Genomic DNA, 25,703 nt, shown 5'->3' with positions numbered 1-25,703 from the left:
TGGAATAAGCGTTTGACGCTGCCGCGTATGCCCTTGGCGGAATCAGGACGCAGGCCGTCGTGCTCAACGCGAGTACTGTCACACAGATTTGTTAGCGTCGATGTCTTTCACTCAGGAAGGAACGCTTATGAAGCTCGCGCCGAAATTGCTTGCCGCCGCTCTCTGCCTTGGGCTCGCCAGCCAGGCGCTGGCCGCCACCGAGTTGAAACACTGGCCGGCGCCTGCCGCCAAACAATTGAACGAGATGATCGCTGCCAATGCCAACAAGGGCAATTTCGCGGTGTTCGACATGGACAACACCAGCTACCGCTACGACCTTGAAGAATCCTTGCTGCCGTACATGGAGAACAAGGGCCTGATCACCCGCGACAGCCTCGACCCTTCGCTCAAGCTGATGCCGTTCAAAGACACCGCCGACCACAAGGAAAGCCTGTTCAGCTACTACTATCGCCTCTGCGAAGTGGACGACATGGTGTGCTACCCGTGGGTGGCCCAGGTGTTTTCCGGCTTCACCCTCAAGGAACTCAAGGTCCAGGTCGACGAACTGATGGCCTCCGGCAAGCCTGTGCCCGTCACCTATTTTGAAGGCGACGCGGTGAAGAAATCCGAAGTGCAGCCACCGAAAGTCTTCACCGGCCAGGCCGAGCTGTACAACAAGCTGATGGAAAACGGCATCGAAGTGTATGTGATGACTGCTGCCTCGGAGGAACTTGTGCGCATGGTCGCCGCCGATCCGAAGTACGGCTACAACGTCAAACCCGAAAACGTCATCGGCGTGACCACCCTGCTCAAAGACCGCAAAACGGGCGAACTGACCACCGCGCGCAAACAGATCGCTGCCGGCAAATACGACGAGAAGGCCAACCTTGGCCTGGAGCTCACGCCGTACCTGTGGACCCCGGCGACCTGGATGGCGGGCAAGCACGCGGCCATCCTCACCTACATCGACGAATGGAAAAAGCCCGTGATCGTGGGTGGCGACACCCCGACCAGCGACGGTTACATGCTGTTCCACGATGTAGACGTGGCCAAGGGCGGCATTCATTTGTGGATCAACCGCAAGGACAAATACATGACCCAGCTCAACGGCATGATGGCCAAGCATGCGGCGGCGCAGGCCAAGGAAGGGTTGCCGGTGACGGCGGACAAGAATTGGGTGATCGTCAAGCCGGAGGATATTCAGTAACAGGCTGAACGCGGTCAAAAAATGTGGGAGGGGGCTTGCTCCCGATAGCGGTGGGTCAGGCAGCTCATATATTGCCTGACACTCTGCTATCGGGAGCAAGCCCCCTCCCACATTTGATCTTCATCGGTCTTGGGGGTTATCTCCAGGCAAAAAAATGCCCCGCCAAGTGCGGGGCATTTTCATGGGCGACGATTACAGGCCGTCGAGCATCGCCTTGTTACGCACCGCACCTTTATCGGCACTGGTCGCCAACAGGGCGTAAGCCTTCAACGCGGTAGTGACTTTGCGCGGACGCTTCTCCACCGGCTTCCAGCCTTTCTTGTCCTGCTCAACCCGGCGCGCGGCCAGTTCTTCATCGCTGATCAACAGGTTGATCGAACGGTTCGGGATGTCGATCAGCACTTTGTCACCATCCTGCACCAGGCCGATCGCGCCGCCGGCAGCGGCTTCCGGCGAAGCGTGGCCGATGGACAGGCCCGACGTGCCGCCGGAGAAGCGGCCATCGGTCAGCAGGGCGCAGGCTTTGCCCAGGCCTTTGGACTTGAGGTACGAAGTTGGGTAAAGCATTTCCTGCATACCCGGGCCGCCTTTGGGACCTTCGTAGCGGATGATTACGATGTCGCCTTCTTTGACTTCGTCAGCCAGGATGCCGCGCACCGAGCTGTCCTGGCTTTCGTAGATCTTGGCGCGGCCTTCGAAGACGTGGATGGACTCGTCCACACCGGCGGTCTTCACCACGCAACCGTCCAGGGCGATGTTGCCGTACAGCACGGCCAGGCCGCCTTCTTGCGAGTAGGCGTGCTCGACACTGCGGATGCAGCCGTTTTCACGGTCGTCGTCCAGGGTGTCCCAACGGGTCGACTGGCTGAACGCGGTCTGGGTCGGAATGCCTGCAGGGCCTGCCTTGAAGAAGGTGTGCACGGCTTCGTCGTCAGTCTGGGTGATATCCCACTTGGCGATGCCTTCGGCGAGGGACGTGCTGTGCACAGTCGGCAGGTCGGTGTGCAGCAGGCCGCCACGGGCCAGGGAGCCCAGGATCGAGAAGATCCCGCCGGCGCGGTGCACGTCTTCCATGTGGTACTTCTGGATGTTCGGCGCGACCTTGCACAGTTGCGGCACGTGACGGGACAGACGGTCGATGTCGCGCAGGTCGAAATCGATCTCGGCTTCCTGGGCGGCAGCCAGCAAGTGCAGGATGGTGTTGGTGGAACCGCCCATGGCGATGTCCAGGGTCATGGCGTTTTCGAACGCCTTGAAGTTGGCGATATTGCGCGGCAATACCGACTCATCGTTCTCGGTGTAGTAGCGCTTGCACAGCTCGACGATGGTGCGGCCGGCCTGCAGGAACAGTTGCTCACGGTCGCTGTGGGTGGCCAGCGTCGAACCGTTGCCCGGCAAGGCCAGGCCCAGGGCTTCCACCAGGCAGTTCATCGAGTTGGCGGTGAACATGCCAGAGCATGAACCGCAGGTCGGGCAGGCGCTGCGCTCGTATTCCGCGACCTTCTCGTCAGAAGCGCTGGAATCGGCGGCGATGACCATGGCGTCGACCAGGTCGAGGCCGTGGGAGGCAAGCTTGGTCTTGCCGGCTTCCATCGGGCCGCCGGAAACGAAGATCACCGGGATGTTCAGGCGCAGGGCGGCCATCAGCATGCCGGGGGTGATCTTGTCGCAGTTGGAAATGCACACGATTGCGTCGGCGCAGTGGGCGTTGACCATGTACTCCACGGAGTCGGCGATGATCTCGCGGCTCGGCAGCGAGTACAGCATGCCGTCATGGCCCATGGCGATGCCGTCGTCCACGGCGATGGTGTTGAATTCCTTTGCCACGCCGCCGGCGCGTTCGATCTCGCGGGCGACCAATTGGCCCAGGTCCTTGAGGTGGACGTGGCCAGGGACGAACTGGGTGAACGAGTTGGCAATCGCGATGATCGGCTTCTTGAAGTCGTCATCTTTCATCCCCGTGGCACGCCACAGTGCGCGCGCGCCGGCCATGTTGCGGCCGTGGGTGGATGTTTTCGAGCGGTAATCTGGCATGGAGCACTCCGGGCGGCTAATCACTTACTAATCAGGTGCTAAAGGGGAGTGAGCTTCTATAGACGTCTGGAACACTCAGAAAATGGCCGTGTGTCCGGAAGTTGCCACTCGCGTCGCGGGATCGCCGCGTGCTGGGGCCTCGAGCTCATAAACCCGCCGGGGGATGACTGGCGATGAATAGGGCCGATTCTACACCGTCTTCCTGTAGGAGCGAGCTTGCTCGCGAAAAACGTCAACGATAACGCAGCGCTATCAGGCAGCGCGCGTCGCCTGTTGGTTTTTCGCGAGCAAGGGCTAGCCGCCCGCCTCGCTCCTACAGGGGCAAGACATATTCAGAACTATTGTTTACAGGCTAGTCGACGCTTCGGCTCCTACCGTTTCTCTTCCAATCACAGAAGAGGACGAAGGAATGTCCACCCAGCAAAATGCTCATCGGCTGCGCACTGGGCGCTATTCAGAATCGGGCCGCGTGTACCTGATCACGGCTGTTACCTACCAACGACAATCAATTTTTCAGGACTGGCGCACGGGTCGCCTGCTCGTCAGCGAATTCAGGAAAGCTCAGGAAGACGGTGAGGCGACCTCGCTGGCCTGGGTCGTGATGCCTGACCATTTTCATTGGTTGGTCGAACTGCACAATGGCGACTTGCCAAGGTTGATGCGAATAACCAAGTCGCGAAGTGCCCGCGCGATAAACAGTGCGAGGGGTTCTTACGGGACGCTTTGGCAAAAAGGCTATTTCGATCGGGCACTGCGTCGCGAGGAGGACTTGAAAGCAATGGCCCGCTATATCGTCGCGAATCCTTTGCGTGCTGGTTTGGTCGAGCACATTGGTCAATACCCGCTATGGGATGCCATCTGGATATGACGCACCTTCACTTGTAGGAGCGAGCTTGCTCGCGAAGAACGTCAACGATAACGCAGCGCTATCAGGTAGCCCGCGTCGTGTATGAGTTTTTCGCGAGCAAGCTCGCTCCTACAGGGGAAAGCGCTAGCGCCCGACCCGTAAATTCGTCAACCAGCCCCAGAGGCTGAACACGATGAAGCTGACCGCAATGGTCAGCAGCAGATGCGTTCCGGTTTGTGCCAAGGCCGCACTGCTGATGGCGGCCGTGAGGAACATGATGCTGTTCCCGGCCGATGCGGCAGTGCCCGCGCTGCTTGAGAACAACAGCATCGCCGCCGAAATCGCCGCCGGACGAACCAGCGTCACGGCCAAGGCGCTGATCAATATCGGGATCAGCAGAGTCAAGGTGGTGATGGCCTCAAAAATAATGATCAACGTCAGCAGCACACCCGCGACGAGCAATAGTCCGAGGCCGATGTTGATTTGCCGGGACAGCGCCATACGTTTTTGCAGGTACGAGGCAGCAACGCCGCCGAGCAGGTAGGCCACGCCGTACACCATCAGCACCAGCGCATATTGATATTCGGACAGCTTTAGCGCGTCCATGAAAATCAGCGGTGTCACGCTGATCAAGGCGAAGTAGCAGGCAAACACCAGGGCGGCGATCCACCAGTAACGCAGGAAGTCGCGATTGGTGGCGACGGCTTTGAGCGTGCCTAGGATCGAGACGGTCGCGCGATGCTGGCCGGCAGCCTTGGAAGGCAGGACGCAAAACGCATGGATCAACATGCCCAAGGCCATGAGCGCAAACCCATAAAAGCTCCCTTGCCAGTCGAAGGTGGTTTGCAGCCAGGAGCCGATCAGTGGCGACAGGGCAACAAACGAGCCGCTCAGGGTCATGTAATAGAGGCGTACCCGGGCGCGGTCCTGTTCGTCGAATAGGTCCTCCACCAGCGCGTGACCCAGTACGAAGAAGCCGCAGCCCATGGCCTGCACCGTGCGAAACAGCAGGAACGTCAGGTAATCCGAGGCCATTGCGCAGCCTATTGCCCCGAAGATCGACAGCGTGATGCAGCCGAGCAGCACTTCCTTGCGCCCCCATTTATCTGACAGCGGACCGGCGACCAGTTGCGAGATCGAAAACACCAGCGTGAACAGACTGATCGACAGCGCGATGTCTGCGCTGGGCGTGTCGAACCGGGTTGCCAGTGCGGGGAAAGAGGGCAGCAGGATATTGATCGGGAAGAAGCTGATCAGGGAAATGCAGGTGATGAGGATAGAGCGAGAGAGGGTGGGTCCAGACATCGTTTTTATTTTCCGGAGTAAAACCAGAAACCGATACTAGTCTGCGAAAAGTGGAATTCAATCAAAACTATTGTGGGAAGTTTCCCGTAGCTATGTAGGAGCGAGCTTGCTCGCGAAGATCGTCAACGATGACGCAACGCTATCAGGTAGCCCGCGTCGTCTATGCGTTTTTCGCGAGCAAGCTCGCTCCTACAGGGGTGGGTGAAGCCTTAGCTGTTCGGCAACAACCGGCACGTAATGCTCTTGATATAGCGCGTCTCGACAATCGCCGGGTGCACCGGGTGGTCCGGGCCCTGGCCGCCGCGTTCGAGCATCTGGATATTGCGGTCCAGGTGGCGGGCGCTGGTCAGCAGGATGTTTTGCAGGTCGTCTTCGGGCAGGTGCATGGAGCACGAGGCGCTGACCAGGATGCCGTCCTTGCTGAGCAGGCGCATGGCTTGCTCGTTCAGGCGGCGGTAGGCGCCTTCGCCGTTTTTCATGTCTTTCTTGCGTTTGATGAAGGCCGGCGGGTCGGCGACGATCACGTCGAAGCGTTCTTCGCTGGCTTTGAGTTCCTTGAGCGCTTCGAACACGTCGCCTTCGATGCAGGTCATTTTCTCGGCGACGCCGTTCAGCGCGGCATTGCGCTCGACGCCATCGAGGGCGAAAGCGGAGGCGTCGACGCAGAACACTTCACTGGCGCCGAAAGCCGCGGCTTGTACGCCCCAGCCGCCGATGTAGCTGTACAGGTCGAGTACGCGCTTGCCCTTGGCATACGGCGCCAGGCGTGCGCGGTTCATGCGGTGGTCGTAGAACCAGCCGGTTTTCTGGCCCTGGATCACCGGGGCTTCGAATTTCACGCCGTTTTCTTCCAGCGCCACCCACTCCGGCACCAGGCCGAACACGGTTTCGACGTAGCGGTTGAGGCCTTCGGCGTCGCGCGCGGCGGAGTCGTTCTTGAACAGGATGCCGCTCGGCTTGAGCACTTGGGTCAGCGCGGCGATCACGTCTTCTTTATGGGCTTCCATGGTCGCCGAGGCGATCTGCACGACGAGGATGTCGCCGAAACGGTCGACCACCAAACCTGGCAGCAGGTCGGAATCACCGTAGACCAAGCGATAGAACGGCTTGTCGAACAGGCGGTCACGCAGCGACAGCGCGACGTTGATGCGGTGCACCAGCAGCGACTTGTCGAGCGGCAACTTGATGTCGCGCGACAGCAGGCGGGCGCAGATCAGGTTGTTCGGGCTCATGGCCACGATGCCGAGGGTCTTGCCGCCGGCCGCTTCCAGGATAGCCTGGTTACCTGCCTGGAAGCCATGGAGTGGGGTGGCGGCCACGTCGATTTCGTTGCTGTAGACCCACAGGTGGCCGTTGCGCAAACGACGATCGGCGTTGGCTTTGAGACGCAGGCTTGGCAGGGACATGACGTCGCTCCGGAAAAAAGAGCGGGAGTATACCGTGTTGTGTAGTTACTGAGCGCGCCGCCGGACATGTGGGAGGGGGCTTGCTCCCGATAGCGGTATGTCAGAAACAGATGAGCTGACTGATCCACTGCTATCGGGAGCAAGCCCCCTCCCACATTTAGTCCGATTTCAATCGGGCATTTGGGTGTCGGCCATGTCTGCATAAGGGTTAGAATCCCCGCCTAGCCCAGAGTGTGTACTTATGTCCCAAGAGCTTTCCGCCGAACAGATTCAGCAGGTGCTGCAAGGCATCAGCGTGCCGCCCCAGCCGCAAATCATGGTGGATTTGCAGATGGAACAGTACATGCCCGACCCGGACCTGGAAGTGATCGCCCGGCTGATCGCCCAGGACCCGGGCCTGTCCGGCGCGTTGCTGAAAATCGTCAACTCGCCGTATTACGGCCTGAGCAACAAGATCGCCTCGATCCAGCGCGCGGTGAACCTGCTGGGCAGCCGCTCGGTGATCAACCTGATCAATGCGTTGTCGATCAAAGGCGAGATGAGCGATGACACCATCGTCATGCTCAACCGCTTCTGGGACACGGCTCAGGACGTGGCCATGACCTGCCTGACCCTGGCCAAGCGCACCGGCGCTCAAGCGGTTGACGAAGCCTATGCCCTGGGCCTGTTCCACGATTGCGGCGTACCGCTGATGCTCAAGCGGTTCCCCAATTACATGACGGTATTGGAACAGGCCTACGCCAATGCCGGCCCGGATTGCCGTGTGGTCGACACCGAAAACAACGCGTTCAACACCAACCATGCCGTGGTGGGCTACTACACCGCCAAATCCTGGCGCCTGCCGGAGCATGTGACCGACGCCATCGCCAATCACCACAACGCCCTGGCGATTTTCAGCGATGAGTCATCGCGCGCACCCGTGCTTAAAAACCTGCTGGCGATCCTGAAAATGGCCGAGCACATTTGTTCGTCCTATCGCGTGCTGGGCAACCAGACCGTCGACCGTGAATGGGAGGCGATCGGCCACCTGGTGCTGGATTACGTGGGCCTGTCGGACTACGACTTCGAAAGCCTGAAGTTGTCGATCCGCGAGCTGGGCGCGCACTGAGCCTTTCTTCCCGAGGTACACATGCCTGAGTTACCAGAAGTCGAAACCACCCGGCGCGGGATTGCCCCTCACTTGGAGGGCCAGCGCGTCAGCCGGGTGGTGGTGCGTGAGCGCCGTCTGCGCTGGCCGATCCCGGAAGACCTCGATGTGCGCCTGTCCGGGCAGCGCATCGTGCTGGTGGAGCGGCGCGCCAAGTACCTGTTGATCAATGCCGAAGTGGGCACCTTGATCAGCCACCTGGGCATGTCGGGCAACCTGCGCCTGGTTGAAGTCGGCATGCCTGCGGCCAAGCATGAACATGTGGATATCGAGCTGGAATCCGGCCTGGCCCTGCGCTACACCGACCCCCGGCGCTTTGGCGCGATGCTCTGGAGCCAGGACCCGCACAACCACGAGCTGCTGATCCGCCTGGGGCCGGAGCCGTTGACCGCGCTGTTTGATGGCGAGCGCTTGTTCCAGCTGTCCCGTGGGCGGTCGATGGCGGTGAAGCCGTTCATCATGGATAACGCGGTGGTGGTGGGCGTGGGCAATATCTATGCGACGGAAGCGCTGTTTGCGGCCGGAATCGATCCGCGTCGCGCGGCGGGCGGTATATCGCGGGGGCGTTATCTGAAGCTGGCGATCGAGATCAAGCGCGTGCTGGCGGCAGCCATCGAGCGCGGCGGTACCACGTTGCGCGACTTTATCGGCGGCGATGGGCAGCCGGGGTATTTCCAGCAGGAACTGTTCGTTTATGGCCGGGGCGGCGCGGCGTGCAAGGTCTGCGGGACCGAGTTGCGCAATGTGGTGCTGGGGCAGCGGGCGAGTGTGTTTTGCCCCAAGTGTCAGAGCTGAGTGCTGTGTGATGGCTGATATCGCCATCGGGGGCAAGCCCCCTCCCACGTGTGAACGCATTTCAAATGTGGGAGGGGGCTTGCCCCCGATGAGGCCCTTACAGGCGCTGAATAGCCTCAGGCCTTCCCGGTAATCTTCCGGTACTTCTCCATCAACTGCTCTTCCGTCTCCGGATGGGCTTCATCCAATGGAATGCAATCCACCGGGCACACCTGCTGGCATTGGGGCTCGTCGTAGTGGCCGACGCACTGGGTGCATAGGTTGGGGTCGATCACGTAGATCTCTTCGCCCTGGGAAATTGCAGCGTTCGGGCACTCGGGTTCGCAGACGTCGCAATTGATGCAATCGTCGGTGATGATCAGGGACATGAAAACTCCTGCCAGGGCCGTCAGCCAAGGCATCTGAAAACTAATGCGCGCAATTGTGCCGCATTGGCGCCCGCAGCGCGAGCGGGCGCCGGTTGAGCGGTCTTACTTCTTGAAGCGCAGCGTCAGCGCGTCCGCAACGGCCGGATGCACAAACTTGGTGATATCTCCGCCCAAAGCAGCGATTTCGCGCACCAACGTCGAGGAAATGAACGAGTAACGTTCCGACGGCGTCAGAAACAGGCTTTCCACGTCCGGCGCCAGTTGGCGGTTCATGTTGGCCAGCTGGAATTCATATTCGAAATCCGACACCGCGCGCAGGCCACGCAGGAACACATTGGCGTTCTGCTCCTTGGCAAAATGCGCCAGCAGCGTCGCAAAGCCCACCACTTCTACGTTAGGCAGGTGCTTGGTGACCTCACGGGCCAGCTCCACGCGTTGTTCCAGCGGGAACAACGGGTTTTTCTTGGGGCTGGCGGCAACCGCGATGATCACATGGTCGAACAGGCGAGAGGCGCGTTCGACCAGATCGCCATGGCCTTTGGTAATCGGGTCGAAGGTACCTGGGTACAACACTCGGTTCATCGCGTCGTCCTGGCGGAGTCCGTTGGGGAACCGGATGGTATCGCAGCCATCCCGGTCGGCCAAGTCGACTTATGTAGATAGATGCGGTGAATCCTGCGATTTTTCACGCTGTTTTCAGACGTTCGGACAAAGCCGACGCCAGTTGGGCAGTCAATCCATACACCGACAATTGGGGATTTGCCCCAATGCTGGTGGGGAACAGAGAGCCGTCGTGAATCGACAGGTTGCGCAGTTGGTGATGGCGACCGAGGCTATCGGCCACTGCGTTTGTCGGGTCTTCGCCCATGGCGCAACCGCCCATCACATGGGCGCTGCCCAGGGTGGTGCGATGCAGCTCGAGGCTCAAACCGTCGATCAAACTACGTGCGTCTGCCAGGTTATTCACGTACCGGGCGTCGTGATGCAGGGGCTTGACCGATTTGGCGCCCGCCGCGAACTGAATCTCGGCCATGCTGTGGAAGGCCCGGCGCAGGCCGTCCCAGGCATAGGGCGAGACCTGATAGTCGAGCACCGGCGTACCGTCACCGCGTAATTCCACTGCGCCGCCAGGGCTGTCGGGGTGAAAGCCGTCTCGCAACAGCGCGAGCATGGCGTGGGTGTGGGGCAATTGGCTCATGTCCAAGGCATTCTGCGCGCCGTAGCCGCCGAACAGGGTGGTGGCCAGTCCTGGATGCAGGGGCGGAGCTTCTAGTTTGTAGGACATTTTACCGGTGGTGCCGTCCTGCCACTGGAAGTGGTCGGAATAGATCGATTGCGGCGCCCCGTAGAACGGGTTGATCACCTCGTCGAACAACCCGGCGGAGAAATTCACCAGGTGCAGGAAGGTGCGTTTGCCCAGGCGTGAATGCGGGTCGGGCGCGCCTGAGCGCATCAGCAATGCCGGGCTGTTGATGCCGCCGCCCGCGAGGACGTAGTGTTTGGCCTTCACGGTGATCTTGCGGCCGGTAGGCGCCACGCAGCGCTCATCCATGGCCACGCATTCCAGGCTGCTGATCATGTCGCCGCTGTATTTGAGGCGCTCGGCGCGGGCCAGGTAGAGCAGCTCGCCGCCTTTTTCCAGGGTGGCGGGGATGGTGGTCACCAGCATCGATTGCTTGGCGTTGACCGGGCAGCCCATGCCGCAATAACCCAGGTTGAAGCAACCGCGCACATTGCGCGGGATCACGTGCCAGCTGTAGCCGAGCTTTTCGCAGCCTTTGCGGATCACGTCATTGTTGGCATTGGGCGGCAGGGCCCATGGCGCGATGCCCAGGCGCTGCTCCATGGTCTCGAACCATGGTGCCATCTCGGCGCTGCTATGGCCCTTCACCGCGTAATCGCTGGCCCAATGGGCGAGGGTGGCATCCGGTGTGCGGAAGCTGGAGGTCCAGTTGATCAGCGTCGTGCCGCCCACCGCCCGGCCCTGCAGGATGGTAATCGCACCGTCCTTGCTCATGCGGCCGATCCCTTCCTGGTACAGGCTGGCATAGGCTTCGTCTTCCAGCAGCTTGAAATCAGTGCTGGTCTTGAGTGGGCCTTCTTCGATCAACAGCACCTTGTAGCCCGCGGCGCTGAGGATTTCGGCGGTGGTGCCGCCACCGGCGCCGCTGCCGATGATGGCTACGTCGGCTTCCAGGGTCAGGTCGCTGTCGAGGGCGGCGCCGTTGTGGGTTTTCCAGCCGCGGGCCATGCCATCGCGGAATAGATCGGGTACGGGCATCAGGTTCGTCTCTGGTTTTTATTGTTGGGGATGCAAATTAGATTTTCGGCGGCCCGGGATAGCCGCAATGGGCCCAGGACTCGGGCCGGAAGTACCAGGCCATGGTCACCAGCTTGAGCAGCGAGCCCTGGCCCATGCGCAGCAGGTTCAGGTAGCTGTTTTCCCAGCGGTGCAGGAAGTTGCGGATCTGCTCCGCGCTGGCATTTTCCCAGCTGCCCCAGATACCCGTCAGCGGGCCTCGGGTAATGCCCATGCCGAGCACATCGAACAGCTGCTGGGTGAGCTTGAACATCTGCGGTGACAGGTGCTGCAGGCTGTAGTCGAGCTTTTTCAGGGTGTCTTCAATTCCGGCGCTGATGGCCTGGGCGCTGGCTGCGCCTTCCAGCAGTACCGGGATGACCGCGCGCAAAAATGGCAGGTCACTGGTCCGCAACAGCGCAAAGCCGCTGGCCGGCGTGCTGCTTGAGCAGCCGCTGAGGCTCGCCCCCAGCCCGGCGGTGACCAGGAACGCGCTGGCGCACAGGCCGATTTTCAAGACGCCGCGCCGCGACAGCGCAGGTGTTTCAGTCAGGCTGGGGTTCATTGTTTTTTTGTCCCGCAGGTGGGGTTATCAGCGGATAAACAGCTTCTGGATCAACTTCTGAATGGTTTTCCCGTAGGGCGGGTAGATCAGCTTCGCCGCGTTCAAACGCTGTTTGACCAGCACGCCCTTGGCCTTGCTGAACGTCAGGAAACCTTCGTGGCCGTGGTAGTGGCCCATGCCAGAGGGGCCGACGCCGCCGAATGGCATGTCGTCCTGGGCCACGTGCAGCAGGGTATCGTTCAGGCACACGCCGCCCGAGTGGGTCTCGTGGAGCACACGGTCCTGTTCGCGTTTGTTGTAGCCGAAGTAATACAGGGCCAGCGGGCGAGGGCGTTGGTTGATGTAGGCAAAGGCCTGGTCGATGCCGCGATAGGGCACGATCGGTAATAGCGGACCAAAGATCTCGTCCTGCATGACCGTCATATCGTCGCTCACATTCAGCAGCAGGCTATGGGCCATACGACGTGCCTGGCCCTGGTCGTAAAGAGGAATCAGGGTGGCGCCCTTGTCGGTGGCATCCTTGGTGTAGGCATTGAGCCTGGCCAGTTGTCGCTCGTTGATGATGGCGGTGTAGTCCGGGTTGTCGGCCAGGGTCGGATAAAACCCGCGAATCGCGTTGGCGTAAGCCTCGACAAAATCGTCCACACGTTCCTCCGGCACCAGCACATAGTCGGGCGCCACGCAGGTTTGGCCGGCGTTCAAGGCCTTGCCGAAGGCGATACGTTCGGCGGCGTCCTTGAGCGGTACGTCGGCGGAAACAATGGCCGGCGATTTGCCGCCCAACTCCAGGGTGACCGGTGTGAGGTGTTCGGCGGCGGCCCGCATCACATGCCTGCCGATGCTGGTAGCGCCGGTGAACAGCAAATGATCGAAACGCAACCTGGAAAACGCCACGCCGACATCAGCTTCGCCGAGCACCACGCACACCAAGTCCTCGGGGAAGATTTTTGCCAGCAATGCCTTGAGCAGTTCGCCGGTTGCCGGCGTGGATTCGCTGAGCTTGAGCATTACCCGGTTACCGGCGGCCAAGGCCCCGACCAGCGGACCGATGGCCAGGTACAGCGGGTAGTTCCACGGCACGATGACGCCGACCACACCCAGCGGTTGGTAAATGACTTTGGCCGACGCGGGCTGAAAGGCAATGCCTACAGCGCGTCGGGAAGGTTTCATCCAGCCTTTCAGGTTTTTACTCGCGTAATGAATGCCGTGCAGGCTGGGCATCAGTTCGGCGAACAGGGTTTCGTCCGCGCTGCGATGGCTGAAGTCCTGGCTGATCGCATTGATCAGCGCCTGGCGTTCATCGCTGAGCACATCGCGCAGGGCCTTGAGCCATTGCTGGCGTTGCGCGGCCGGCGGCATCGGGTTGGCGGCATAGGCGCGACGTTGGGCGTCGAACAGGATCTGGAGTTGATCCAGCGCCTGGGATTGCTGCAGGTAGGCAACGTTGGCAGACATGGCGCGGTCCCGGTTGTTATAGGTCTGCCTGGATTTTTAGAGTCATTACTCTAAATTGTCAAATAACATTGCAGTAACAACCAGATTTATCCTGACCCGGATAGGCCGTAAGATGCCCAATCCCGTGTTTGGAAGCTGAGCCCTATGGCACCACGAGTAAAGACCAGCGAGCGAATTGTGCAAACCAGCCTGGAGCTTTTTAACCAGCAGGGCGAGCGCAGTGTCAGCACCAACCATATCGCTGCCCATATGGAAATTTCCCCGGGCAACCTGTACTACCACTTCCCCAACAAGCAGGCGATTATCGCCGTGCTGTTTCGCGAATACGAAGCGTTGGTGGACAGTTTCCTACGCCCGCCCCAGGGGCGGGCGATGGTGGTGGAAGACAAGCGCTTTTACCTGCAGGCGGTACTGGCCGGCATGTGGCGCTACCGCTTCCTGCACCGCGACCTCGAACATTTATTGGAAAGCGACCCCGAGCTGGCCACTGGCTACCGACGCTTCTCCCAGCGCTGCCTGATCCAGGGCGGGGCGATCTACCAGGGCTTTGTCGACGCCGGCATCCTCACGATGGACCCGGTGCAAACCGAGGCCCTGACCCTCAATGCCTGGATCATCCTGACCTCGTGGGTGCGTTTCCTGTGCACCACCAATGAAAATTCCACCCATTTGAGCGCCGAAGCGATAAAACGTGGGGTCTATCAGGTGCTGGTGCTGGAGGCGGGGTTTGTCACGCCTCAGGCAAAAACGGCGGTGGATGCGTTGTTCAAAGAGTTTTACGTGCCATTGAACCAGGCATTGGAAGAAGTGAAGTAAGACCTTTCCCCTTTGTATGCACAGGAGTCAGTCATGCCGCTTGCCCAACTGATCAGCCCCCAGGCATTAGCCGAGCGCCAAACGTCGGCCGGGCTGGTGATCCTCGATTGCCGTTTTGCCCTGGAAGACCCGGATTACGGCCTGTGCAGCTATGCCGAAGGGCACATCGAAGGGGCGCAATATGCCGACCTGGAGCGCCATCTCAGCGGCCCGGTGATCAAGGGCGTGACCGGCCGTCACCCGCTGCCCGCGGCGCACGCCTTCATTCAGCAATTGCAGGCATGGGGCATCAGCGCTGATACCGACGTGGTGCTGTATGACGACGGCCCAGGGGCCTTTGCGACTCGGGCATGGTGGTTGCTGGCCTGGCTCGGCAAGCGCGAGGGTGTGTTTATCCTGGATGGCGGCCTCAAGGCGTGGCACGCGGCGGGCTTCCCATTGAGCCTGGATGCGCCGGTGGTTGAACGAGGCACGTTTGCCGGTACGCCGGATAATCGATTGGTGCTCGATGCCGAACAGTTGCAGAAACGCCTGGGCGAACCGGGCATGACGTTGATTGATGCTCGCGCCCAGGCGCGTTTTCGTGGCGATGTGGAGCCAATCGACCCGATCGCGGGGCATATTCCAGGCGCTCAATGCTCGGCCTTCAATGAAAACCTGGGCAGCGATGGGCGCTTTTTGCCGGCTGAGCAGCTCAAACAGCGTTTTGCTGCGCAGTTGCAGGGCCGGTCGCCGGATGAGCTGGTGGCGTATTGCGGTTCGGGGGTGACAGCGTGTCATAACCTGTTTGCGTTGGGCTTGGCGGGGTACCCGTTGGGCAAGTTGTATGCGGGGTCGTGGAGTGAGTGGATCACAGATCCAGCGCGGGAAATTGCCACTGGCGACTGAGCAATCGGCCTGTGAACCCAATCAAAATGTGGGAGGGGGCTTGCCCCCGATAGCGGAGTATCAGCTAGCTTATCTTTAGCTGATCCACTGCAATCGGGAGCAAGCCCCCTCCCACATTTTTATCCGTGTTGTGCCAGTAGCCATTGGGGGATGCGGCGTTCCAGGTAGTAGCCGGGGCGTTTCAGCGAACCCTCTATAAACCCCACATGCCCGCCCTTGGCCGTCAGCTCGAACTCGGTACAGTCTGATAGCTCACTGGCTTCGGGCAAACTGTGGGCAAACACGAACGGGTCATCCGCCGCCTGGATAATCAACGTCGGCGTGCGGATAGCGCCCAGGTAATAGCGACTCGAGGCGCGGCGGTAGTAATCCTCGGCGCTGAGGAAACCGTGCAGCGGCGCGGTGACCCGGCCATCGAAATCCCAGAACGTGCGCATTTTCTCCAACGGACCCAACGCCTCCAGGGTGTTGAGCCCGTCTTGTCGGCCGTCCTGCAAAAACTGGCGTTGCTTGACGCGGATATAAGCCAGCATCTCGCGCATAAAGTGCTTCTGATACACCCGCGAAAAGCCAATCCCGATACGGTCCGCGCATTGATCCAGGCGAAACGGCACCGATACCGCCGCCGCGCCTTGCAGCCCGGAGGCGTCGCCGGTTTCCCCCAGGTGCTTGAGCAATACATTGCCGCCCAAGGAATAACCCACCGCATATAACGGCGCCAACGGCCGCTTGGCACGCAGATGGGCGATCGCTGCCGCCAGATCTTCGCTGGCACCGGAATGGTAGCTGCGGGCCAACAAATTCGGCTCGCCCGAGCAACCGCGCCAGTTCAAGGCTGCGCTGGCCCAGCCTTGGGCGGCGAGCGCTTTTTGCAGGCCGGCCACGTAGGGCGAATTGGACGAACCGGTCAGTCCGTGCAGCACCAGCACCAGAGGCGCGTGCACGTCATGTGGGCCGTGCCAGTCGAGGTCCAGAAAGTCGCCGTCTTCCAGCCATAGGCGTTCGCGCTGGCGCTCGATATGCGTGGTGGGACGCCATAGCGGCCCCCACAGCGTTTGCAGATGGGGGTTGCCGAGGCCGAAGGCGGGGGTGAAGCGGTCCACAGATGCTGTCATGAAATACTCGCCGCCGGACGAACTTACCCTGACTCCTGTAGGAGCGAGCTTGCTCGCGAAAAACGTAAACGATAACGCAGCGCTATCAGGCAGCCCGTGTCGCCTGTTCGACCTTCGCGAGCAAGCTCGCTCCTACAGGGTGCGGTGCCACAACGCGTAATAAACCCGCCCGGACTTCTGCTCACGGTGCAAGCGCCAGCTCCCCGGCAGGCCGAGCGTCGACGGCGCTGTCTCGCTTTCAGTGTAGACCCACGCATCCGGCGCCAACCATTGGCGTTCTTCCAGCAATGCGCACACGGTCGGCAGCAGGTTCTGGTTGAACGGTGGGTCGAGGAACACCACGTCGTATTCGCTGGCCGCCTGGGTTTCCAGGTAGCGCAAGGCGTCGGCGGTCTGAACCTGGCCGTTGGTGCAGCGCAACGTGCCCAAGTGTTCCTTGAGGCTGGACACCGCCACATTGCTCGCATCCAGCGCCTGGGCCTGGGAGGCGCCACGGGACAGCGCCTCCAGGAACAGCGCGCCACTGCCGGCAAACGGGTCGAGCACCTTGGCGCCGCCGATGTAGGGCGCAAGCCAGTTGAACAAGGTTTCGCGCACGCGATCTGGCGTCGGGCGCAGGCCTACGACATCGGGGAAGCTCAGCTTGCGGCTGCCCCATTCACCGCCAATGATGCGCAGTTGGCCCACACCGTTATGTACGTTGTGGACAGGTTTTTTCGGGCGAGATGAACTGGCCATTAATGCTCCGGAACCCCGAGCGGCTGCTCGGCAGGTTTATCAGTGGGGGGCGGTAGTGGCTTTTGCGCAATCGTCGGGCCGGCGGTCACGATGACCATCTTGTCGGCGCTCAAGTGTTTGTTCATTGCAGCCTTGACCTGCTCCACGGTCAGGGCCTGGGATTGTTTCATGAAATCCTCCAGATAGCTCAGCGGCAGGTTATAGAAACCCATGGCGCCGAGCTGCCCGACGATATCGGCGTTGCTCGCGGTGGACAGCGGGAAGCTGCCGGCCAGTTCGCGCTTGGCGTCATCCAGCTCTTTCTGGGTGGGGCCGGTCTTGAGGTAGTCGGCCACGACGTCTTCGACCAGGCGCAACGTGCCGCCGCTCATTTCGGCGCGGGTTTGCAGGTTGATCATGAACGGGCCGCGCACCTGCATCGGCGAGAAGCCGGAGTACACGCCGTAGGTGAGGCCGCGTTTTTCACGCACTTCGCTCATCAACCGCGTGCCGAAACCGCCGCCACCCAGAATCTGGTTGCCCAGGGACAGTGCAGCGTAGTCCGGGTCGGCGCGATCGATGCCCAACTGGGCAAACAGCAGGTGGGTCTGCTTGGAGGGAAACTCGATGCGGCTCAGGCCGGCCTTTGGCTCGGTTGGCTGGGCAATCTTCGCCAGGGCCGGGCCCTTGGGCAACGCGGCAGAGACCTTGGCGGTCATGGCTTCGGCTTCGGCGCGTGTCAGGTCGCCCACCACCGCGATCACTGCATTGCCTGCCGCATAAGCCTTGGCGTGGAATGCCTGCAGCTGTTGCACGGTAATCGCCGGCACGCTTTCAGGCGTACCTTCGCTTGGGTGGGCATACGGATGGTCGCCGTACAGGCGCTTGAACAGCTCGATGCTCGCCAGCTTGGCGGGATTCTGTTTCTGGTATTCGAAGCCGGCCAGGATCTGATTCTTGATGCGTGCCAGTGAGTCGGCCGGGAAGGTCGGCTTGCCGATCACGTCATCGAACAGCGCGAGTGCGGCATCGCGTTTGTCGCTGTCGCTCAAGCTGCGCAGGGACACCAGGGCCATATCGCGATAGGCGCCATTCCCAAAGTCGGCCCCCAGGCCTTCAAAGCCGCTGGCGATCTGGCTGACGTCCTTGCCCGGCACGCCTTCGTTGAGCATGGCATTGGTCATCAGGGCCAGGCCCGGCACATCGCCGTCCTGGCTGCTGCCGGCGGCGAACAGGATGCGCACGTCGAACATCGGCAGTTCATGGGCTTCGACGAACAGCACCTTGGCGCCTTCGGCGGTGGCCCAGGTTTGCACGTCGAGCTTGCGGTTGGTCGGCGCCTTGCCGTCCAGTTCAGCCAGCGATTGCAGTGTGTTGGCCGTTTGGGCCTTGTCCAGTGCCTGGCTGGCGACCGACTCGCTCGGGCGCAACAGGTACACGGCACCGGCCGCGATCAAGGTGACGGCGATCAGGCCGGGCAGAATCAGGCGGTTGCTCTTGCGGTCACTCATGAGCGGTCTCCTCAGGCAAAACATGGGCGACGCTCAGACGTTCGCGGGTGAAATAGGTGCGTGCAGCTTTTTGGATATCTTCCGGGGTGACGCTTTGCAGGTCGGCAAGCTCGGTGTCCATCAACTTCCAGGACAGGCCGACGGTCTCCAGCGAGCCGATCGCCGTGGCCTGGGCGGTGATGGAGTCGCGCTGGTAGACCACGCCCGCAATCACCTGGGCGCGGATGCGTTCCAGCTCTTCGACGGTTGGCGGCTTGGCTTTGAGCTCTTCCAACAGGCGCCACAGGCCGGCTTCGGCTTGGGCGACGGTCTTTTTCTTCTGCTGGTTGGGCGTGGCGGTCAGCATGAACAGCGTGTCGCCGCGAGTGAAGGCGTCATAATCGGTGGACGCGGCGGAGACGAGTTCTTCACCCCGCTCCAACTGCTCGGAGATACGCGCGCTGTAACCGCCGTCGAGCAGGGCCGAGATCAGGCGCAGGGCTTGTACCGAGCGCTTGTCCTCGGCAGTGGCCAGGCTCGGCACGTTGAAACCGAGGAACACGCTGGGCAGCTGGGTTTGCACGTGCAGGGTCAGCAGGCGCTCGCCGGGCTCGGCCAGCTCCATCGGGACCTTGGCTGGCGGGACGTCACGCTTGGGGATCGGGCCGAAGTAGCGCTGGGCCAGGTTTTTCACCTCGTCCGGCGTGACGTCGCCGACCACTACCAGGGTCGCGTTGTTCGGCACGTACCAGGCCTGGTACCAGTGGCGCAGTTCCTCGACCTTCATGCGCTCAAGGTCAGCCATCCAGCCGATGGTGGGCGTGTGATAGCCGCTGGCCGGGAAGGCCATGGCCTTGAAACGTTCAAAGGCCTTGGACATCGGGTTGTCGTCGGTGCGCAGGCGGCGCTCTTCCTTGATGACCTCGATTTCGCGGCTGAACTCATCGGCCGGCAGGCGCAGGCTGGCCATACGGTCGGCTTCCAGTTCGAAGGCCACGCCCAGGCGGTCGCGGGCCAGCACCTGGTAATAAGCGGTGTAGTCGTCACTGGTGAAGGCGTTTTCTTCAGCGCCCAGGTCGCGCAGGATCAGCGAGGCTTCGCCGGGGCCGACCTTGGCGCTGCCCTTGAACATCATATGTTCCAGGGCATGGGACAAACCGGTCTGGCCCGGGGTTTCGTAGCTCGAGCCGACCTTGTACCAGACCTGGGAAACCACCACCGGCGCGCGATGATCTTCGCGCACGACCACCTTGAGGCCGTTGTCGAGGGTGAATTCGTGGGTGGGTTGTGGGTCGGCAGCCAAAGCTGAAAGGGGCAGACAAACTGTGCTGAGCAGCAGGCCTGCGGCGCGGCGGGCTAGAGCATTCATTCGTTTTTTAACCTGTTGGACTGCCCGCTTGGTCTTAGCGTCGGCGGGCGAGGAGGTGCTAGGATACCGATCCGACTTAGGGGCGGCCACTGCGGCTGTCTTGTTGAGGCTCTATTTTGGCCTTCAAAATGTTGCGCATGAACGAGCTGGCTAAAAAACAGTCTGTTACGCATCGAATTTTATTTACCGAAGCGCCTGCTGGCGCGTCGCTACCTTGAGATAGCCGTCTCCATGTTTGGTTCCAACGACGACAAGAAGACCCCAGCTGCGGCTGGCGAGAAGAAAGGCCTGTTCGGATGGCTGCGCAAAAAGCCGCAGGAAACCGTCGTCGAACAGCCACAGGTTCAACCTGAACCTATCCCTGAGCCTATAGTAGAAGCCGACCCGGTAGCCGAAACACCGGCGCCGACGGTGTTGCCGATGGCCGAGCCGGTGCTGCAGCCTGCGGTCGAGCCAGAGCCAGAGCCAGAGCCAGAGCACAAGCCGTGGCCGCCACTGCCGGTGGCTGAAGAGCCGGTGGCGCTGGTTGAAGATGTGCAGGTTGAGCACGTAGCGCCGCCTATTCCTACGGTGGTTGAACCCGTAGCGACAGTCGTCCAGACGCCACCCGCCGTTGAGGCCCCCGCGCCTGCCGTCATCGAAGAGCCGGCCGCTGAAACCAGCAAAACCGGCTTTTTCACCCGGCTCAAGCAAGGTCTGAGCAAAACCAGCGCCAGTATCGGCGAGGGCATGGCCAGCCTGTTCCTCGGCAAGAAGACCATTGATGACGAGCTGCTGGAAGACATCGAAACCCGCCTGCTCACCGCAGACGTAGGCGTCGAAGCCACCGCCGTGATCATCCAGAGCCTGACCCAGAAGGTCGCCCGCAAGCAGCTGACCGACGCCGACGCGTTGTACAAATCCTTGCAGGCCGAGCTGGCCGCCATGCTTAAACCCGTTGAAGCGCCGCTGGTGATCACCCCGAAGAAGCCGTTCGTGATCCTGGTGGTAGGCGTCAACGGCGCCGGCAAGACCACCACCATTGGCAAGCTGGCGAAAAAACTGCAGTCCGAAGGCAAGAAAGTCATGCTCGCCGCCGGCGACACATTCCGTGCCGCTGCCGTTGAGCAACTGCAGGTGTGGGGCGAGCGCAACAAGATCCCGGTGATCGCCCAGCACACCGGTGCCGACTCCGCGTCGGTGATTTTCGATGCCGTGCAGGCAGCCAAGGCCCGGAACATCGATGTGTTGATCGCCGACACCGCCGGCCGCCTGCACACCAAAGACAATTTGATGGAAGAGCTGAAGAAGGTCCGCCGCGTGATCGGCAAGCTCGACGCCGACGCCCCGCATGAGGTACTGCTGGTGCTGGACGCCGGTACCGGGCAGAACGCCATCAGTCAGGCCAAACAATTCAACCAGACGGTGCAACTGACCGGCCTGGCATTGACTAAGCTCGACGGCACGGCCAAGGGCGGTGTGATTTTCGCCCTGGCCAAGCAGTTCGGGTTGCCGATTCGTTATATCGGCGTCGGTGAAGGCATCGACGACCTGCGCACCTTTGAAGCCGAACCCTTTGTACAGGCACTGTTTGCCGAGCGGGAGCGTTCATGATTCGATTCGAACAGGTCGGTAAACGCTACGCCAACGGGCATGTGGGCTTGCATGAGCTGAGCTTTCGAGTACGGCGGGGCGAGTTTTTGTTCGTGACCGGGCATTCCGGCGCCGGTAAGAGCACCTTGTTGCGCCTGCTGCTGGCCATGGAGCGCCCAACCACCGGCAAGCTGCTGCTGGCGGGACAGGACCTGGCCACCATCAGCAATGCGCAGATCCCGTTCCTGCGCCGTCAGATTGGCGTGGTGTTTCAAAACCACCAGTTGCTGTTCGACCGCACGGTGTTCAACAACATTGCCTTGCCCCTGCAGATTCTCGGGCTGTCCAAGGCCGAGATCGTCAAGCGGGTCGATTCAGCCCTGGAGCGCGTGGCGTTATCGGACAAGACCGACCTCTACCCCGGCGACCTGTCCACCGGCCAGCAACAGCGCGTCGGTATCGCGCGCGCCATCGTCCACCGCCCGGCCTTGCTGCTGGCGGATGAACCCACCGGTAACCTCGACCCGCGCCTGGCGGCCGAGATCATGGGGGTGTTCGAAGACATCAACCGGCTGGGCACCAGCGTGTTGATCGCCAGCCACGACCTGGCGCTGATTGCGCGCATGCGCCATCGCATGCTGACCCTGCAACGCGGTCGTCTGATCGGCGACGGGGAGGCTGGCGTATGAGTGCAACACGCAGCCCTAAAGTATCCGAACGCGTGGCGCCGAAACCGGCCGACCCGCAACCGAAAAAGAAAAAACACGACGAAGACGACGGCCCGGACTTTGGCACCCTGTTGCGTGCCTGGATCGAAAGCCATCGTGCCAGCCTGCTCGACAGCCTGCGCCGCCTGGGCAAGCAGCCGATCGGCAGCTTTTTCACCTGCCTGGTGATGGCCGTGGCCCTGAGCCTGCCAATGGGCTTGTCGTTGCTGCTCAATAATGTGGAGCGCCTGGGCGGTTCGTGGCAGCGCGCGGCGCAGATTTCCCTGTACCTGAACCTCGACGCCAGCACCAAGGACGGCGAGGGCCTGCGCGACGAGATCAAGAACCTGCCAGGGGTGGCGGATGCCGAATACATCAGCCGCGATCAGGCGCTGGAAGAGTTCCAGCAACAATCCGGCCTGGGCGAGGCGCTTAAAGAGCTGCCGCAGAACCCGCTGCCAGGCGTGGTGCTGGTGACGCCCAATGAAGTGGACAAGCCGGCCCTGGAAGCCCTGCGACAAAAACTCGCAGAGATGCCCAAGGTGCAACAGGCGCAACTTGATCTAGTCTGGGTAGAGCGGCTGGCCGCGATCCTCAAGCTGGGCGACCGCTTCGTGTTCGGTTTGACGGTGCTGTTGGTGTCTGCATTACTTTTGGTGATAGGTAATACCATTCGTCTTCATATTGAAAACCGCCGCACCGAGATAGAAGTGATTAAACTGGTCGGCGGCACGGACAGCTATGTGCGTCGTCCTTTTCTGTACATGGGTGCGCTTTATGGCTTTGGTGCCGGGATTTTGTCCTGGGGCGTGCTGGCTTTTGGCCTGAACTGGCTGAACGATGCGGTTATCGGGCTTGCCGGCTTGTACGGCAGCGATTTTGCCCTGGCAGGGGTGCCGGTAGCCGATGGTTTGAGCCTCTTGCTTGGCGCGGTATTGTTGGGGTATATCGGTGCGTGGATTGCGGTGGCACGGCACTTACGTGAGCTGGCACCGAAGTAGTTAATGTCAGGGTAATGTAGTTTCGTTTGTATTGACCTTGTCAGCAGTTTAGGGAACTTGTCCTACGGTTCCCCGGTCAATTTTCGCAGTGCTGAACTGCACGAGTTATGTGAGTCGGAGGTTTTTTCGTATGACCACTTCTTTGCAACCTGCTTATGCCTTGGTCCCAGGTGCGAACCTGGAAGCCTATGTGCACACGGTAAACAGCATTCCCTTGCTGACGCCCGAGCAGGAGCGTGAACTGGCCGAGAGTCTCTATTATGAGCAGGATTTGGGGGCGGCTCGGCAGATGGTGCTCGCCCACCTGCGTTTTGTCGTACATATCGCCCGTAGCTATAGCGGCTACGGCCTGGCCCAGGCTGACCTGATTCAGGAAGGCAACGTTGGCCTGATGAAGGCGGTGAAGCGTTTCAACCCGGAAATGGGTGTGCGCCTGGTGTCGTTCGCCGTGCACTGGATCAAGGCGGAAATCCACGAATTCATCCTGCGCAACTGGCGCATCGTGAAAGTCGCGACCACCAAGGCCCAGCGCAAGCTGTTCTTCAACCTGCGCAGCCAGAAGAAACGCCTGGCGTGGCTGAACAACGAGGAAGTCCACCGCGTGGCCGAAAGCCTCGGCGTGGAGCCCCGTGAAGTGCGCGAGATGGAAAGTCGCCTGACCGGCCATGATATGGCCTTCGACCCGGCTGCCGAAGCAGACGACGACAGCGCCTTCCAATCGCCGGCCAATTACCTGGAAGACCACCGGTACGACCCGGCGCGTCAACTGGAAGACGCCGACTGGAGCGACAACTCCAATCACAACCTGCACGAAGCGCTGGAAGTGCTGGACGACCGCAGCCGTGACATTCTCTACCAGCGCTGGCTGGCGGAAGAAAAAGCCACGCTGCACGACCTGGCGCAGAAGTACAACGTGTCGGCCGAGCGGATTCGTCAGCTTGAGAAAAGCGCGATGAACAAGCTGAAGCTGTCGATTGCGGCCTGATCCAGCTGGCAATGCTGGGTTAAAAATGTGGGAGGAGGCTTGCCCCCGATAGCAGAGTGTCAGTCGACATATGAGTGACTGATCCACCGCTATCGGGAGCAAGCCCCCTCCCACATTTGTTTCTGTGTTGTGTCAGTCGGACCAAGGAGCCTTGCGGGAGTTGTTCAACTCGACCAAATAGTCCTCGCCACCCAACTGACTCATTTGCTGGCGAATCCACGCCGCGCGCCGCGCCACATAGGCGGTCGGATGGCTGGCACTCCACACGCGCGGGTTCGGCAACACCGCCGCCAGGTAGCTGGCCTGCTGACGCGACAACCCTTTGGCACTCACTCCGAAATGATGCCGCGCCGCTGCTTGCGCACCGAACACACCCTCGTCCCACTCCACGCTGTTGAGGTACACCTCAAGGATGCGCTGCTTGGGCCATAGCACTTCGATCAACCCGGTAAACCAGGCTTCCAGGCCCTTGCGCAGATAACTGCGGCCGGTCCACAGGAATAGGTTCTTCGACACCTGCTGGCTCAAGGTGCTGGCGCCGCGAATGGTACCGCCGCGCTCGTTATGCACGATCGCCGCCTGAATCGCGCCAAAGTCGAAGCCCCAGTGCTGCGGGAAACGCTGGTCTTCACCGGCCATCACCGCCACTTTGAGGTCGTCGGAAATCTCGTCCCATGCCACCCAGCTGCGCTGCAGGTCGATAGGTTCGCCGTCGATCCAGGATTCGACCTTGCGCTCCACCATCAGCGCAGTGAACGGCGGCGGTACGACGCGAAACAGCAGCACCAGCAGCACACTGGCGATGACGAACCATTTCACGACGTTGAGAAAGCGATTGATGAGGACACGCAGCATAGAGATGGCTTGGCCGAACCCGTTGAGCGGGCCATTATACAGACCCTGCCCGATGAGTCTGACTGGAGTTCCTCATGCTGCGTAGCTTTCTGATGCTGGCTGCCTTTTTTGGCTTTACCGGTGTCGCCCTCGGCGCGTTCGCCGCCCATGGCCTGAAAAATCGCCTGAGCGCCGACTACCTGGCGATCTTCCACACCGGCGTGACGTATCAACTGGTGCATACCCTGGCGTTGTTTGGCGTGGCGCTGCTGGCCGCGCATATTCCTGGCCGACTGGTCACCTGGGCGGGCATTTCATTTGTGGTCGGCATCGTGCTGTTCTCCGGCAGCCTGTATCTGTTGACCCTGACCGGCATCAGCAAACTCGGAATCATCACGCCGTTCGGCGGGCTGGCGTTCCTGCTCGGCTGGTTTTTCCTCGGCTTGCTCGCCTGGCGCCTGCAACTGACCGCTTGACGCTTGAAGCTGACCTTCAGCGCCCAATCGCGTTAGAATGCCGGCCCCTAAAAACGATGGCGGCCCGTGGCATGCGCATTCAGTTGAACGGCGAACCCCTTGAACTGCCCGACGGTGAAACCGTCGCGGCCCTGCTGACCCGCCTGGACCTCACCGGGCGCCGTGTCGCAGTGGAACTCAACCTGGATATCGTCCCGCGCAGCCAGCACGAAGGCACCGCGCTCAGCGAAGGTGACCGTGTCGAAGTGGTGCACGCCATCGGCGGCGGTTAGTCGCCCCGGCCGTAACGCATTCTGCAGAACCTCACCCCATTACGAGGATTTCCC

General features: G+C 61.0%; 25 protein-coding genes. 12 read left to right on the top strand and 13 right to left on the bottom strand.

Going from position 1 to position 25,703, the window contains the following annotated elements; translation table 11 throughout:
- Nucleotides 1-127: 127 nt before the first annotated feature.
- A complete protein-coding gene (locus C4J91_RS25865) occupies nt 128-1,186 on the top strand; it encodes a haloacid dehalogenase-like hydrolase (protein ID WP_124364833.1) in 1,059 nt (352 codons plus the stop codon).
- Between the two features lie 192 nt (nt 1,187-1,378).
- On the opposite strand, the gene ilvD is transcribed toward C4J91_RS25865, so the two are convergent.
- On the bottom strand, nt 1,379-3,220 hold the full coding sequence (ilvD, locus tag C4J91_RS25860; RefSeq protein ID WP_057723488.1) for a dihydroxy-acid dehydratase: 1,842 nt from the start codon (nt 3,218-3,220) through the stop codon (nt 1,379-1,381).
- A gap of 409 nt (nt 3,221-3,629) precedes the next feature.
- On the opposite strand from ilvD, the gene C4J91_RS25855 reads away from it, so the two are divergent.
- On the top strand, nt 3,630-4,088 hold the full coding sequence (locus C4J91_RS25855; RefSeq protein ID WP_124364832.1) for a transposase: 459 nt from the start codon (nt 3,630-3,632) through the stop codon (nt 4,086-4,088).
- A 123-nt stretch (nt 4,089-4,211) separates the two neighbouring features.
- Here C4J91_RS25855 and C4J91_RS25850 read toward each other — a convergent pair whose 3' ends face one another.
- Nucleotides 4,212-5,372, bottom strand: coding sequence for an MFS transporter (locus C4J91_RS25850; RefSeq protein WP_124364831.1), 1,161 nt, complete (start codon nt 5,370-5,372; stop codon nt 4,212-4,214).
- A gap of 209 nt (nt 5,373-5,581) precedes the next feature.
- Nucleotides 5,582-6,778, bottom strand: coding sequence for a class I SAM-dependent rRNA methyltransferase (locus C4J91_RS25845; protein WP_124364830.1), 1,197 nt, complete (start codon nt 6,776-6,778; stop codon nt 5,582-5,584).
- A 295-nt stretch (nt 6,779-7,073) separates the two neighbouring features.
- Here C4J91_RS25845 and C4J91_RS25840 point away from each other — a divergent pair, with 295 nt between their 5' ends.
- Nucleotides 7,074-7,886 (top strand): HDOD domain-containing protein, encoded by an 813-nt coding sequence (locus tag C4J91_RS25840; protein WP_177412857.1) that lies wholly within the window; start codon nt 7,074-7,076, stop codon nt 7,884-7,886.
- 21 nt (nt 7,887-7,907) lie between these two features.
- Nucleotides 7,908-8,720 (top strand): bifunctional DNA-formamidopyrimidine glycosylase/DNA-(apurinic or apyrimidinic site) lyase, encoded by an 813-nt coding sequence (gene mutM / locus C4J91_RS25835; RefSeq protein ID WP_124364828.1) that lies wholly within the window; start codon nt 7,908-7,910, stop codon nt 8,718-8,720.
- Between the two features lie 116 nt (nt 8,721-8,836).
- On the opposite strand, the gene C4J91_RS25830 is transcribed toward mutM, so the two are convergent.
- From C4J91_RS25830 to C4J91_RS25810, 5 genes are all read right to left on the bottom strand, one after another.
- Nucleotides 8,837-9,088, bottom strand: a complete 252-nt coding sequence (locus C4J91_RS25830) for a YfhL family 4Fe-4S dicluster ferredoxin (RefSeq protein WP_003195146.1) — start codon at nt 9,086-9,088, stop codon at nt 8,837-8,839.
- Nucleotides 9,089-9,190: 102 nt separating this feature from the next.
- On the bottom strand, nt 9,191-9,670 hold the full coding sequence (gene coaD / locus C4J91_RS25825) for a pantetheine-phosphate adenylyltransferase (RefSeq protein WP_049711086.1): 480 nt from the start codon (nt 9,668-9,670) through the stop codon (nt 9,191-9,193).
- Nucleotides 9,671-9,773: 103 nt separating this feature from the next.
- Nucleotides 9,774-11,369 carry a GMC family oxidoreductase gene (locus C4J91_RS25820; protein WP_124364827.1) on the bottom strand — a complete coding sequence of 532 codons (1,596 nt, stop codon included), beginning with the start codon at nt 11,367-11,369 and terminating at the stop codon, nt 9,774-9,776.
- 37 nt (nt 11,370-11,406) lie between these two features.
- Entirely contained in the window at nt 11,407-11,952 is a 546-nt protein-coding gene (locus C4J91_RS25815) for a twin-arginine translocation pathway signal protein (protein ID WP_124364826.1), read from the bottom strand.
- Between the two features lie 27 nt (nt 11,953-11,979).
- Entirely contained in the window at nt 11,980-13,407 is a 1,428-nt protein-coding gene (locus C4J91_RS25810) for a coniferyl aldehyde dehydrogenase (RefSeq protein WP_124364825.1), read from the bottom strand.
- A gap of 144 nt (nt 13,408-13,551) precedes the next feature.
- On the opposite strand from C4J91_RS25810, the gene C4J91_RS25805 reads away from it, so the two are divergent.
- A complete protein-coding gene (locus tag C4J91_RS25805; RefSeq protein ID WP_124364824.1) occupies nt 13,552-14,223 on the top strand; it encodes a TetR/AcrR family transcriptional regulator in 672 nt (223 codons plus the stop codon).
- 33 nt (nt 14,224-14,256) lie between these two features.
- Nucleotides 14,257-15,111, top strand: coding sequence for a sulfurtransferase (locus tag C4J91_RS25800; protein ID WP_124364823.1), 855 nt, complete (start codon nt 14,257-14,259; stop codon nt 15,109-15,111).
- A 119-nt stretch (nt 15,112-15,230) separates the two neighbouring features.
- Here the strand turns inward: C4J91_RS25800 and C4J91_RS25795 are convergent, their stop codons facing one another.
- The 4 genes from C4J91_RS25795 to C4J91_RS25780 form a co-directional block, all read right to left on the bottom strand.
- Nucleotides 15,231-16,226, bottom strand: a complete 996-nt coding sequence (locus tag C4J91_RS25795) for a hydrolase (RefSeq protein ID WP_124364822.1) — start codon at nt 16,224-16,226, stop codon at nt 15,231-15,233.
- A 132-nt stretch (nt 16,227-16,358) separates the two neighbouring features.
- Complete coding sequence (gene rsmD / locus C4J91_RS25790) at nt 16,359-16,964, bottom strand: 16S rRNA (guanine(966)-N(2))-methyltransferase RsmD (protein WP_124364821.1); 606 nt, start codon at nt 16,962-16,964, stop codon at nt 16,359-16,361.
- Complete coding sequence (locus tag C4J91_RS25785) at nt 16,964-18,454, bottom strand: pitrilysin family protein (protein WP_124364820.1); 1,491 nt, start codon at nt 18,452-18,454, stop codon at nt 16,964-16,966. Before C4J91_RS25785 ends, rsmD begins: the two co-directional genes overlap by 1 nt.
- A complete protein-coding gene (locus tag C4J91_RS25780; RefSeq protein ID WP_124364819.1) occupies nt 18,447-19,802 on the bottom strand; it encodes a pitrilysin family protein in 1,356 nt (451 codons plus the stop codon). The genes C4J91_RS25785 and C4J91_RS25780 overlap by 8 nt, the downstream gene beginning before the upstream one ends.
- Nucleotides 19,803-20,033: 231 nt before the next feature.
- Here C4J91_RS25780 and ftsY point away from each other — a divergent pair, with 231 nt between their 5' ends.
- The 4 genes from ftsY to rpoH all read left to right on the top strand — a co-directional run bounded on the left by ftsY (nt 20,034) and on the right by rpoH (nt 24,067).
- On the top strand, nt 20,034-21,395 hold the full coding sequence (gene ftsY / locus C4J91_RS25775) for a signal recognition particle-docking protein FtsY (protein ID WP_124364818.1): 1,362 nt from the start codon (nt 20,034-20,036) through the stop codon (nt 21,393-21,395).
- Nucleotides 21,392-22,063, top strand: a complete 672-nt coding sequence (gene ftsE / locus C4J91_RS25770; RefSeq protein WP_003213784.1) for a cell division ATP-binding protein FtsE — start codon at nt 21,392-21,394, stop codon at nt 22,061-22,063. The genes ftsY and ftsE overlap by 4 nt, the downstream gene beginning before the upstream one ends.
- Nucleotides 22,060-23,082 (top strand): permease-like cell division protein FtsX, encoded by a 1,023-nt coding sequence (gene ftsX, locus C4J91_RS25765; protein WP_124364817.1) that lies wholly within the window; start codon nt 22,060-22,062, stop codon nt 23,080-23,082. Before ftsE ends, ftsX begins: the two co-directional genes overlap by 4 nt.
- Before the next feature lie 130 nt (nt 23,083-23,212).
- Entirely contained in the window at nt 23,213-24,067 is an 855-nt protein-coding gene (rpoH, locus tag C4J91_RS25760; RefSeq protein ID WP_003176698.1) for an RNA polymerase sigma factor RpoH, read from the top strand.
- A 132-nt stretch (nt 24,068-24,199) separates the two neighbouring features.
- Here the strand turns inward: rpoH and mtgA are convergent, their stop codons facing one another.
- Nucleotides 24,200-24,922: a monofunctional biosynthetic peptidoglycan transglycosylase gene (mtgA, locus tag C4J91_RS25755; RefSeq protein ID WP_124364816.1), complete on the bottom strand. Its 723-nt coding sequence runs from the start codon at nt 24,920-24,922 to the stop codon at nt 24,200-24,202.
- Between the two features lie 74 nt (nt 24,923-24,996).
- Between mtgA and C4J91_RS25750 the strand changes: the two genes are divergently transcribed.
- Both C4J91_RS25750 and thiS read left to right on the top strand, forming a co-directional pair.
- Entirely contained in the window at nt 24,997-25,377 is a 381-nt protein-coding gene (locus C4J91_RS25750) for a DUF423 domain-containing protein (RefSeq protein ID WP_124364815.1), read from the top strand.
- A 71-nt stretch (nt 25,378-25,448) separates the two neighbouring features.
- The gene (gene thiS / locus C4J91_RS25745; RefSeq protein ID WP_122462156.1) at nt 25,449-25,649 is read left to right on the top strand and encodes a sulfur carrier protein ThiS; all 201 of its coding nucleotides are present in this window, start codon (nt 25,449-25,451) and stop codon (nt 25,647-25,649) included.
- Nucleotides 25,650-25,703 lie beyond the last annotated feature (54 nt).

This window comes from Pseudomonas sp. R3-52-08 (genome assembly GCF_003851745.1).
GTDB lineage: Bacteria > Pseudomonadota > Gammaproteobacteria > Pseudomonadales > Pseudomonadaceae > Aquipseudomonas.
Note: the sequence above shows the minus strand (reverse complement) of the source record. Positions and strands in the feature narration are given on the sequence as shown.